The 11,459-nt window shown below is 55.3% G+C and carries 9 protein-coding genes; 7 read left to right on the top strand and 2 right to left on the bottom strand.

The window, feature by feature from the left end; all coding sequences use genetic code 11:
* The first annotated feature begins 31 nt into the window (after nucleotides 1–31).
* The 6 genes from phoB (at nucleotide 32) to proY (ending at nucleotide 7,601) form a co-directional block, all read left to right on the top strand.
* Nucleotides 32–721 carry a phosphate response regulator transcription factor PhoB gene (phoB, locus tag ACMV5H_RS06375; protein ID WP_021180214.1) on the top strand — a complete coding sequence of 230 codons (690 nt, stop codon included), beginning with the start codon at nucleotides 32–34 and terminating at the stop codon, nucleotides 719–721.
* Nucleotides 722–745: 24 nt separating this feature from the next.
* A complete protein-coding gene (gene phoR / locus ACMV5H_RS06370; protein ID WP_115158601.1) occupies nucleotides 746–2,062 on the top strand; it encodes a phosphate regulon sensor histidine kinase PhoR in 1,317 nt (438 codons plus the stop codon).
* A gap of 13 nt (nucleotides 2,063–2,075) precedes the next feature.
* A complete protein-coding gene (locus ACMV5H_RS06365; RefSeq protein WP_179252246.1) occupies nucleotides 2,076–3,014 on the top strand; it encodes a PstS family phosphate ABC transporter substrate-binding protein in 939 nt (312 codons plus the stop codon).
* Between the two features lie 188 nt (nucleotides 3,015–3,202).
* A complete protein-coding gene (locus ACMV5H_RS06360; protein WP_179252245.1) occupies nucleotides 3,203–4,306 on the top strand; it encodes a cobalamin-independent methionine synthase II family protein in 1,104 nt (367 codons plus the stop codon).
* 498 nt (nucleotides 4,307–4,804) lie between these two features.
* On the top strand, nucleotides 4,805–6,124 hold the full coding sequence (gene brnQ / locus ACMV5H_RS06355) for a branched-chain amino acid transport system II carrier protein (protein ID WP_037375329.1): 1,320 nt from the start codon (nucleotides 4,805–4,807) through the stop codon (nucleotides 6,122–6,124).
* Between the two features lie 73 nt (nucleotides 6,125–6,197).
* Nucleotides 6,198–7,601 carry a proline-specific permease ProY gene (proY, locus tag ACMV5H_RS06350; protein WP_021805512.1) on the top strand — a complete coding sequence of 468 codons (1,404 nt, stop codon included), beginning with the start codon at nucleotides 6,198–6,200 and terminating at the stop codon, nucleotides 7,599–7,601.
* A gap of 88 nt (nucleotides 7,602–7,689) precedes the next feature.
* On the opposite strand, the gene ACMV5H_RS06345 is transcribed toward proY, so the two are convergent.
* Together ACMV5H_RS06345 and ACMV5H_RS06340 are read right to left on the bottom strand one after the other, a co-directional pair.
* Nucleotides 7,690–7,953, bottom strand: a complete 264-nt coding sequence (locus ACMV5H_RS06345; protein ID WP_021805511.1) for a hypothetical protein — start codon at nucleotides 7,951–7,953, stop codon at nucleotides 7,690–7,692.
* 133 nt (nucleotides 7,954–8,086) lie between these two features.
* On the bottom strand, nucleotides 8,087–9,352 hold the full coding sequence (locus ACMV5H_RS06340; protein ID WP_021805510.1) for a mechanosensitive ion channel family protein: 1,266 nt from the start codon (nucleotides 9,350–9,352) through the stop codon (nucleotides 8,087–8,089).
* A 238-nt stretch (nucleotides 9,353–9,590) separates the two neighbouring features.
* On the opposite strand from ACMV5H_RS06340, the gene malZ reads away from it, so the two are divergent.
* The gene (gene malZ / locus ACMV5H_RS06335) at nucleotides 9,591–11,414 is read left to right on the top strand and encodes a maltodextrin glucosidase (protein WP_021805509.1); all 1,824 of its coding nucleotides are present in this window, start codon (nucleotides 9,591–9,593) and stop codon (nucleotides 11,412–11,414) included.
* Nucleotides 11,415–11,459: the final 45 nt, after the last annotated feature.

Raw genomic sequence — 11,459 nt, 5'->3', positions numbered from 1 at the left:
TGAGATCGCTAACACATTGGCAGGATTGACGATGGCAAGACGCATACTGGTGGTGGAAGACGAAGCGCCGATCCGTGAGATGGTGTGCTTTGTGTTGGAACAGAATGGTTACCAACCGTTGGAAGCCGAGGATTATGACAGTGCCGTCACGCGCCTGTCTGAGCCGTTCCCTGATTTGGTGTTACTGGACTGGATGTTACCGGGAGGTTCCGGCATTCAGTTTATCAAGCATATGAAGCGTGAGGCGATGACCCGGGATATCCCGGTAATGATGCTGACCGCGCGCGGTGAAGAAGAAGATCGGGTACGTGGCCTGGAAGTTGGGGCGGATGATTACATCACCAAACCTTTCTCCCCCAAGGAGCTGGTGGCACGTATCAAGGCGGTAATGCGCCGTATTTCACCAATGGCAGTAGAAGAAGTGATTGAAATGCAGGGGCTAAGCCTGGATCCTTCCTCACACCGGGTGATGGCCAATGAGCAGGCGCTGGAGATGGGGCCGACAGAGTTCAAGCTGCTGCACTTCTTTATGACTCATCCGGAGCGTGTTTATAGCCGCGAACAGTTGCTTAATCACGTCTGGGGCACTAACGTTTATGTGGAAGACCGCACCGTTGATGTGCATATCCGCCGGCTGCGTAAGGCGCTGGAGACCAGTGGTCATGACAAGATGGTTCAAACCGTTCGCGGTACCGGTTATCGGTTCTCAACGCGCTACTGATCGCACAGCGCTGGAGAGGTTACCGTGCTAGAACGTTTATCGTGGAAGAGGCTGGCGCTGGAGCTGGCCCTTTTTTGCCTGCCCGCCTTATTGCTGGGGCTGATTTTCGGTTATCTGCCCTGGCTGCTGTTGGTTTCGGTGCTGGCTGCCCTGGCCTGGAACTTCTATAACCAACTCAAACTCTCCCATTGGCTGTGGGTGGACCGCAGCATGACGCCGCCGCCTGGCCGCTGGAGCTGGGAGCCGCTGTTCTATGGTCTGTACCAGATGCAGCAGCGTAATCGCCGTCGGCGCCGTGAGCTTGCGTTGTTGATCAAACGCTTCCGTAGTGGGGCCGAATCCTTACCGGATGCGGTGGTGATGACCACCGTTGAGGGTAATATCTTCTGGTGTAACGGCCTGGCACAGCATCTGCTGGGCTTTCGCTGGCCGGAAGATAACGGCCAACACATTCTCAACCTGCTGCGCTATCCGGAATTCAGCCATTATCTGCAACAGCAAGAATTTACCCGGCCGCTGACGCTACAGCTGAATAACGAGCACTTTGTCGAATTCCGTATCATGCCGTACTCCGAAGGCCAATTGCTGATGGTGGCCCGTGATGTGACCCAGATGCGTCAACTGGAGGGGGCCAGACGCAACTTCTTTGCCAACGTCAGTCATGAGCTGCGTACGCCGCTAACGGTGCTGCAAGGCTATCTGGAGATGATGAGCGATGAAGAGCTGGATGGTTCGCTGCGTGGCAAAGCCTTGGGCACCATGCAAGAGCAGACCAAACGCATGGATGGGTTGGTAAAGCAGTTGCTCACGCTTTCCAGGATAGAGGCCGCGCCAAACGTGGATATGAACGAGAAGGTTGATATTCCGTTAATGCTGCGGGTATTGCAGCGTGAGGCGCAGTCGCTCAGCAGTGGTAATCACCAGATCAATTTCCGGGTGAATGAAAATCTGCAGGTGTTCGGTAATGAGGATCAGCTGCGCAGCGCGGTTTCCAATCTGGTGTACAACGCTGTCAACCATACTCCGGCGGGTACCAACATCGAAGTGAGCTGGCAGCAGACGCCGCACGGGGCTCAGTTCCAGGTCAGCGATAACGGGCCGGGCATCGGTGCCGAGCATATCCCACGCCTGACCGAGCGTTTCTATCGCGTGGATAAAGCACGTTCGCGCCAGACCGGCGGCAGTGGGCTCGGGTTGGCGATCGTGAAGCATGCGCTCAGCCATCATGATTCACGGCTGGAGATCCTCAGCGAGCCAGGCATCGGCACCCGTTTTATCTTTACCTTGCCTAACCGGTTGATTGTTCCCGCGGCTTTAGCAGAGAATGCGGTGAAAAATTAACAGGTAGCCCGCCATGAATCGATTTACCCAAGCTTTGCTGCTTTGCCTGCTGCTGTCGGTTGGCCGCGAGGCCGTGGCTGCTCCGGACGGCATGCTTTCCGGTAACCTGTCTAGCGTAGGTTCCGACACCCTGGCCAACCTGATGGCGCTGTGGGGGCAGGATTTCAGCCGACACTATCCCAACGTGAACCTGCAACTGCAGGCTGCCGGTTCTTCGACGGCACCCACCGCATTGGCGGCAGGAGCGGCGCAGCTTGGGCCAATGAGCAGGCCAATGAAGGCGGCGGAGGTGTCGGCATTTGAGCACCGCTATGGCTATGCTCCGCTGGCGGTGCCGGTCGCGGTTGATGCGCTGGTGGTGCTGGTGCATCAGGACAATCCGTTACGTGGGTTGAATCTGCAACAGCTGGATCAAATCTTTTCCGCTACCCGCCGCTGCGGGGAAAACACGCCGATTAATCGCTGGGGAGAGCTGGGGCTGCAGGGCGGCTGGCAGCAGCGTGCCTTGCAACGTTTTGGCCGCAACTCCGCCTCGGGTACCTATGGGTATTTCAAGCTGCGTGCGTTATGCGGTGGTGATTTTATGGCGCGGGTGAATGAACTGCCGGGGTCGGCCTCGGTGGTGCAGGCGGTGGCCGGATCGTTAAACGGCATTGGCTATGCCAGCATCGGTTTTCGTGCCAGCGGTGTGCGGCTGTTGCCCCTGGCAGAAACGGGTGACCGTTATATTGAACCTAGCGAAACCAACGTGCGTAACGGTAGCTATCCGTTGGCGCGCTATCTGTATATCTACATCAACAAAGCTCCCAACCAGCCGCTGGAGCCCCTGACGGCGGCATTCCTCGACCGTGTACTGTCTGCGCAGGGACAGGATCTGGTAAATCACGACGGCTATCTGCCGTTGCCGCCAGATACGCTGCGCAAAACCCGCGCTCTATTGGGGTTGGAGTAGTCCGGCCAACTTGAATTTAATTCAACACCAATGAAAATTTCTCCATTGCCGGGTGACCGGTGACATGAAAGGATGCACTCAAGCAGTGTAGACGTCTGGATGTCCATTTGTAACCCGGCGTAATAATTCAACTTGTCAATGATTGGAACTGACGGCGGTAAGCCCTCAGTGCATCATCGGAGCAGAACATGTCCAAAGCCAGCCATGCCTTTCACGCCGACGTTGTCGGTAGTCTGTTGCGCCCTGCGGCGCTGAAAACGGCCCGTCAGCAGTTTCAGAATGGTGAGATCGACGCGGTTCAGCTGCGCGCAGTAGAAAACGAGCAAATCCGCCATATTGTTGGCAAACAGCAAGAGATAGGCTTACAGGTCGTGACAGATGGCGAGTTCCGTCGTGCCTGGTGGCACTTCGACTTCCTTGAGGGGCTTGATGGTGTAGAAGGCTATGACGTGGAGCAGGGCATTCAGTTTAACGGCGTGCAAACCAAGGCCCGCAGCATCAAGGTGACTGGCAAACTGGGCTTTAGCAACCATCCGATGCTGGAGGATTTCCGTTTTCTGAAAAGCGTAGCCGGTGATGCTGTACCGAAGATGACCATCCCGAGCCCGAGCGTGCTGCATTTCCGTGGTGGCCGTAAGGCGATCGACCCGCTGGTTTACCCGGATCTGGATAGCTACTTTGACGATCTGGCACAAACCTACCGCGATGCGATCAAAGCCTTTTACGACGCTGGCTGCCGCTACCTGCAGCTTGACGATACCGTCTGGGCCTATCTGTGCTCCGACGAGCAGAAGCGCCAGATCCGTGAGCGGGGTGAAGATCCTGAGCAATTGGCCCGAACCTACGCAGAGGTGCTGAATAAAGCCATCGCCGGTAAACCGGAAGACTTGACCATTGGTCTGCATGTTTGCCGTGGTAACTTCCGTTCCACCTGGATCTCGGAAGGCGGTTACGAGCCAGTAGCGGAAATCCTGTTTGGCCAGGTCAATATTGATGCCTTCTTCCTGGAATATGATAACGAACGATCTGGCGGTTTTGAGCCACTGCGTTTTATCAGGCCGGGCAAACAGCAGGTGGTACTAGGGTTGATCACCACCAAGACCGGTGAGCTGGAAGATCGGGCGGTAGTGCAACAACGCATCAAGGAAGCAACGCAGTTCGTCGATATCAAACAGCTATGCTTGAGCACGCAGTGTGGCTTTGCCTCTACCGAAGAGGGCAACAGCCTGAGTGAGCAGCAGCAGTGGGATAAGCTGCGTAGCGTGGTCAATATCGCAGCGTCGGTCTGGTAAACGCCAGTAAAATGAGCACATGACACGCGTTTAGTGTCTGGTTATTGGTGTTTTCACGCACTATGTAACCATTTGTTTCACATTTCGTGAGTGATGTGCTTAAAAATAATACAAATCATGTAGTGCATATTTATTGATAACCCCTATGTTCGACTGGATGAGCAATATTATCTGGACGATCACTCTGCTTTCTGTCCTGCGTATTGCCTTTTGGCACTATAAACGTTTAACTATCCCCCTATTGCCGGACTAAACCTCCATTTTCCTCAGCATTCCGCGGTGATTGCGGCCTGGAATTCAGCACGGGAAAAAACGTCTAAAAATCTGCTCGTCATCATGCGTATTCGCCTTTATCAAGGTCAGACGCCGCTATTGCGCGCTGTCTGTTGCCCATGAGTATTACGATGAGAGAGCAGGCCGGCAACCGAACCGAAGTGGGGCACTTTTGCCACCATGCTTATCGGCAATTTTTTATTTCAACAGGCAGCACAACAGATTATGAGTCATCGTTTAGCGTCAAAAGATATTCTGGCTTTGGGTTTTATGACCTTTGCCTTATTCGTCGGAGCCGGGAACATCATCTTCCCGCCGATGGTGGGTTTGCAGTCTGGCGAACACGTCTGGACCGCGGCAATTGGTTTTCTGATCACCGCAGTGGGTCTACCTGTTCTCACCGTGATTGCCTTGGCTCGCGTTGGCGGAGGCGTTGATGCATTAAGCTCACCGATTGGCCGTAGCGCTGGTCTGCTACTGGCAACGGTGTGCTACCTTGCCGTTGGCCCGCTGTTTGCCACCCCGCGCACCGCGACCGTTTCCTTTGAAGTGGGTATTGCGCCGTTGACCGGTGACGGTGCCATGCCGCTGTTTATCTACAGCCTGGTCTATTTCGCACTGGTGATTGGCATCTCGCTCTATCCAGGCCGCTTGCTTGACACCGTGGGCCATATTCTGGCTCCGCTGAAGATTGTGGCGTTGGCCGTGCTGGGTATTGCCGCAGTGTTGTGGCCTGCTGGGACGCCGATCCCGGCGGTGGATGCCTACCAAACCGTGCCGTTCTCTTCCGGTTTTGTTAACGGCTATCTGACGATGGATACGCTGGGCGCCATGGTGTTCGGTATCGTTATCGTTAACGCCGCACGTTCTCGTGGGGTGAAGGACGCTGGTCTGCTGACCCGTTATACCATCCTGGCCGGTTTGATCGCCGGTGTGGGCCTGACGCTGGTCTACCTGAGCCTGTTCAAACTGGGCTCCGGCAGCGGCGTGCTGACGCCAGATGCCACCAATGGTGCGGTAGTGCTGCATGCCTACGTGCAAAATACCTTCGGCGGCCTGGGCAGCTTCTTCCTGGCGGCACTGATCTTCATCGCCTGTATGGTGACCGCGGTGGGCCTGACCTGTGCCTGTGCGGAGTTCTTTGAGCAATACCTGCCGTTCTCATACAAGACGCTGGTATTCATTCTCGGCCTGTTCTCGATGGTGGTTTCCAACCTCGGCCTGAGCCACCTGATCCAGATTTCGATCCCGGTGCTGACCGCGATCTATCCACCTTGCATCGTGTTGGTGCTGCTGAGTTTCACCCTGCGTTGGTGGACCAGTGCATCACGTATTGTTGCGCCGGTGATGTTAGTCAGCCTGTTGTTTGGTATCCTTGATGCGGTGAAAGCGTCCAACTTCCAGCATTTGATGCCAGAATGGACCAATCACCTGCCGCTGGCGGCGCAGGGGCTGGCATGGTTGCCACCTTCGCTGCTGATGCTGGTACTGGTCGCGATTTATGATCGGGTTTTTGCACGCAGCCAAGTGACTGCTCACCCTTAAACCTACGGTCTGAATTTTAGGCCACGGACTTGTCCGTGGCTTTTTTACGTTTAAATAAAGACGGGTCATTTTCATGCAACAACAGTCACCCACCGCAGCTCCAGCCAATAAGCTCAAGCGTGGCCTCAGCACGCGCCACATTCGTTTTATGGCCCTGGGTTCGGCCATTGGTACCGGTCTGTTTTACGGCTCCGCAGAGGCCATCAGAATGGCTGGCCCCAGCGTCCTGCTGGCTTACCTGATCGGCGGTATCATTGCCTTTATCATCATGCGCGCACTGGGCGAAATGTCGGTGAATAATCCGCAGGCTAGCTCGTTCTCGCGCTATGCCCAGGATTATCTCGGCCCAATGGCAGGTTACATTACCGGTTGGACCTATTGCTTTGAGATCTTGATCGTTGCCATTGCCGACGTGACGGCCTTCGGCATCTACATGGGCGTCTGGTTCCCGGAAGTGCCGCATTGGATCTGGGTGTTGAGCGTGGTGCTGATCATCGGTGCCATCAACCTGATGAGCGTGAAGGTGTTCGGTGAGCTGGAGTTTTGGTTCTCGTTCTTCAAGGTGGCGACCATTATCATCATGATCGTCGCCGGTATCGGCATCATCTTCTGGGGCATCGGCAACGGAGGGCAACCGACCGGGATACATAACCTGTGGGTCAACGGCGGCTTCTTCAGTAACGGCTTTATTGGCATGATCCTGTCGCTACAGCTGGTGATGTTCGCCTACGGTGGGATTGAAATCATTGGCATTACCGCCGGTGAAGCCAAAGATCCTAAAGTGTCGATCCCTAAAGCCATCAACTCGGTGCCTTGGCGTATCCTGGTGTTCTACGTCGGGACGCTGTTCGTCATCATGTCCATCTATCCGTGGAACCAGGTGGGGACCAACGGTAGCCCGTTTGTGCTGACCTTCCAGCATATGGGGATCACCATTGCGGCTGGTATTCTTAACTTCGTAGTGATCACCGCTTCATTGTCGGCGATTAACAGCGATGTATTCGGCGTTGGCCGTATGATGCATGGGTTGGCGGAGCAGGGGCATGCCCCGCAGGTATTCAGCAAAATCTCCAAACGCGGTATTCCGTGGGTGACTGTAGTGGTGATGATGGCGGCCATGCTGATCGCCGTGTATCTCAACTACATCATGCCGGAAAGCGTGTTCCTGGTGATTGCCTCACTGGCGACCTTTGCCACCGTGTGGGTGTGGATCATGATCCTGTTCTCGCAGATCGCTTTCCGCCGCAGCTTGAGCAAGGATCAGGTTAGCAAGCTGGCGTTTCCACTGCGCGGTGGGGTATTCACCTCGGTGGTTGCCATCATCTTCCTGGTGTTTATCATCGGCCTGATCGGTTACTTCCCAACGACGCGTATTTCCCTGTATGCCGGGCTGGTATGGGTCGCGGTGCTGCTGCTGGGCTACTACATCAAGGTGAACCGCCAGAAAAAGCAGGTCGTGCTGACGCAGCAGGACTGAACGAGACTCATTTAGGGGGCGCAGCATGCTGCGCCCTTATATTGCGACTTTGTCAGCAAGCGGACACCGGCCTTGAACCGGTGTTTTTTTAACTGTGTTCCTCGGGATCTTCCCCTCCGGTGGCCCTGGCCTCCATCACCAGGTTGCTTTCGCATAACCGTTCTTCCTTCCCTTCTCTGACACAGCGCGCCAGTGCTTCACGAATATCCATCATATTGCTGCTCAAGGCACTGAGCGCCGGTTGCAATGTGCGGCTCATCTGGCTTTCATCCAGCGTGGCGCTGTGCAAGTAGCCAGCAAACATCAGCGTGGCCAATAGGGTGATCAGACGGTGTTTTGACGATGTTAACAAGATGCCTGCTCCGAACGGTAAAATGGCGTGTGAGTATTAATAGCCATTCGGCGGCAGAAAGAAAGTCAGAGGAGATATCTGTTGGCAATCGGTTGAAGATAATTACCAACAGAAATAATTTCGTCAGGCTACGTTAGGAATTGTTGGGCGCGGGCTGCAGGTTTGCCAGCATGCTGCGCATGTCGTTGCTGCTTGGTGTCTGATGGATGCGCAGATCGAATTCGCCGATCACCGCCAGCAGATGATCGAAGATATCCGATTGAATTCCTTCGTACTCTGCCCACACAGTGGTGTTGGTAAAGGCGTAAATCTCCAGCGGTAACCCTTCCGGCGTTGGGGCCAATTGGCGCACCATCAGCGTCATATTCTGGTGGATCCCCGGGTGCGAACGTAAATAAGCCACCAAATAGGCACGCAAAGTACCGACATTAGTCAGGCGGCGGCCGTTGAGCGGCGAACTGAGATCCACCTCGCTCTGTTGATTGTACTTACCCAGCTCCTGGGTTTTATCGTTCAGATAGCGTTGCAACAGGGGGTTACGGTTGAGGCGTTCCTGCTCCTCTGACGTCAGGAAGTGGACGCTGGTGGTGTCGATATTGATGCTGCGCTTGATGCGGCGGCCACCGGATTCAGACATTGAACGCCAGTTCTTGAACGAATCAGAGATCAGTGCGTAGGTGGGAATGGTGGTGACGGTGTTGTCCCAGTTTCTGACCTTGACCGTGGTCAAGCCGATGTCGGTCACCGCGCCATCGGCACCGTATTTAGGCATCTCCAGCCAATCGCCGATTTTCAACATATCGTTGGCGGAAAGCTGGATCCCGGCGACCAGGCCGAGAATGGGATCTTTAAACACCAACATCAAGACGGCCGTCATGGCTCCCAAACCGCTGAGTAACAGCAGCGGTGAGCGGCCCATCAGCAGTGAGATGATCATGATGCCAATAAAGATCGCGGCGACCAGTTTCACGCCCTGGAAGATGCCACGCAGCGGGAGCTGATTGGCAAGCTGGCTTTGGCGCATCAGAGCCAACAGCGTGTCGAGTAGTGAGAACAATGTCAGCAGTGAGAATAACAGGATCCACACCTGCGCCGCAGTAACGATAATTGCCTGAGTCTGGCTGCCATTATGCAGCCACAGTACCGCCTGCACGTTGATGATCACCCCTTGCAGCAGCAGGGCGGCGCGCTGGAAGAGTTTATGTTGGGTGATGGCCTGCTGCCAGAGATGCTGTGAATGCTGGCCACGGCGCTGGATAGCGGTCAGCACCACGCGGTGCAGCACCAGATGGATCACCACGGAAATCAATGCAATCAGCCCAAGCACCATCGCCAGTGACATCATGTCGGTGAATTCCAGCCCAATACTTTCCAACCAGTGCCTTATTTGTTGTTGCATGCTCGCTCCCTCCAAAGTACTTAAAAAACATCCAATAAATCTAAAACCCGTTAGCCTAAAGGTTATCGGGCATGATATGTGTCTGTTTACCCACTTGTACATTGTAAATCAGTATCTCCACCCCTCGGCTCATCCCCGAGTTTATCACTCAAAGATGAGGGAGAACGGTGCTCAACGTGGCATGGTGCGTGGCATTGCATTCGTCGTCGATTGGGTTTGCTACATCAGGAGAAAATTCATGCTAAATGCCTGGCATCAGCCGGTTCCACCTTTCATGGTGAATAAGGGGCAGCGTCTGGAGATCGCTTTGTGGTTACAAAGTGACGAGTTGCCCGAACAGGTCTTTCTACGCGTCGAGCCAGACAATGAAGAGTGGCTGTTGATCATGAAGCCGAAGGCGGTAGACGGGCTCTGGCGCTATCAGGCCAGCCTGACGCTGCACGAAGGGGAGCCGGTACGGCGCTACTGTTTTAAACTGCTATGGGCCGATCGTCAGCAGTGGTTTGGCCCGCAGGGCTGGTCGCTGACCCCGCCGGGGCAACTGGCTCAGTTTGCCGTGGATGAGCCAGATAGCAGCCCAGGTTGGGTAGCCGATCAGGTGTTTTATCAGATCTTCCCCGATCGCTTTGCCAGCAGCGGTGGGGAGCATGGTATCCAGAATGGCAGTTATCACCATCATGCTGCCGGAAGTGACGTGATACGTCGTGACTGGCAACACCCGTTGGCAGATGAAGATGCTGCCTCGACCTTTTACGGTGGCGATCTGGACGGCATCAGCGAGAAGCTGCCCTACTTGCAGCGGCTTGGCGTCACCGCCCTGTATCTGAACCCGATATTCACCTCACCCAGCGTCCATAAGTACGATACCGAAGATTACTATCAGGTCGATCCCTACTTCGGCGGTAACGACGCCTTGCTGCGTTTGCGAGTAAGCACTCACAAGGTGGGAATGAAACTGGTGCTGGACGGCGTATTCAACCATACCGGAGACTCCCATCCGTGGTTCGATCGTTATCAACAGGCAGAGGGTGGTGCATGCCATCATCCCGATTCCCCGTATCGTAGCTGGTTCAACTTCTATCCGGACGGTAACGTGCTGAGCTGGAAGGGTAATACCAATCTGCCCAAGCTCAACTTTGCCGAACCGCAGGTGGTCGATACTATTTATCGGGCGGACAACAGCGTGGTACGCCATTGGTTACGCCCACCGTACAGCATCGACGGCTGGCGCTTGGACGTGGTGCATATGCTGGGGGAAAACGGCGGTGCAGCGGGAAACCTCCATCACCTGGCCGGAATGTATCAGGCAATCAAGCAAGAGAACCCGGCTGCCTATGTGCTGGGCGAACATTTTGGCGACGCGCGCCGCTGGCTGCATGCCGGAGTTGAAGACGCTGCCATGAACTATATGGGCTTCGCCTTGCCGGTTAGGGCGTTTCTGGCCGGTGTCGACGTGGCTTATCATCCGGTACTGCTGGATGCGGCAGACTGTGCGCACTGGATGGACGGTTACCGGGCCGGATTGCCCCATAACCGCCAACTGATCCAGTTCAATCAGTTGGATAGCCATGACACGGCGCGTTTCTTGACCTTGCTGGATAACAATCCGCGCCGGATGCAGATGGCGGCGGTGTGGCTGCTAGCGTGGATTGGCGTGCCTTGTCTGTATTACGGTGATGAGATTGGTCTGGATGGCGGCAACGATCCCTTCTGCCGCAAGACGTTCCCTTGGGATGAAAGCCAATGGGATCGGCCGCTGTTGGCCTTGTTCAGCCGCCTGACGGCACTGCGTAAGCAGAGCAAGGCGTTACGGCGTGGCGGCTGCCAGGTGCTGTATGCGCAGGGGGAGACGCTGGTGTTTGTGCGTACTTACCAGCGGGAGCAGGTGCTGGTGGCGTTGCAGCGAAGTGATAGCGGAGAAGTCGAACTGCCTTATAGCCCGCTGTTGCGAGAGGGGAAATGGCAGCTTGTGGAAGGGGAAGGTGAACTTATTGCACAGGAAGGTGGCCTGTGGTTGCAGCTAGCGACCGAGTCGGCCAGCGTGTGGCGGCTACGTGGTTAAAGTTGGCTAAAGGTTTACCCGCCAATTGGCGGGTAAACCCGATCC

The sequence above is a fragment of the Serratia sp. N21D137 genome (assembly GCF_047530005.1).
GTDB classification, from domain to species: Bacteria; Pseudomonadota; Gammaproteobacteria; order Enterobacterales; family Enterobacteriaceae; genus Chania; species Chania fonticola_B.
The sequence above is the reverse complement of the archived record's forward strand: the minus strand, read 5'-3'. Positions and strand labels throughout refer to the sequence as shown.

What these genes read in the sequence shown, in the direction of transcription:
- phoB (WP_021180214.1), top strand. Translation starts at nt 32, where the DNA reads ATGGCAAGACGCATACTGGTGGTGGAAGACGAAGCGCCGATCCGTGAG.
- ACMV5H_RS06360 (WP_179252245.1), top strand. Translation starts at nt 3,203, where the DNA reads ATGTCCAAAGCCAGCCATGCCTTTCACGCCGACGTTGTCGGTAGTCTG.
- proY (WP_021805512.1), top strand. Translation starts at nt 6,198, where the DNA reads ATGCAACAACAGTCACCCACCGCAGCTCCAGCCAATAAGCTCAAGCGT.
- ACMV5H_RS06340 (WP_021805510.1), bottom strand. Translation starts at nt 9,352, where the DNA reads ATGCAACAACAAATAAGGCACTGGTTGGAAAGTATTGGGCTGGAATTC.
- malZ (WP_021805509.1), top strand. Translation starts at nt 9,591, where the DNA reads ATGCTAAATGCCTGGCATCAGCCGGTTCCACCTTTCATGGTGAATAAG.
- ACMV5H_RS06365 (WP_179252246.1), top strand. Translation starts at nt 2,076, where the DNA reads ATGAATCGATTTACCCAAGCTTTGCTGCTTTGCCTGCTGCTGTCGGTT.
- brnQ (WP_037375329.1), top strand. Translation starts at nt 4,805, where the DNA reads ATGAGTCATCGTTTAGCGTCAAAAGATATTCTGGCTTTGGGTTTTATG.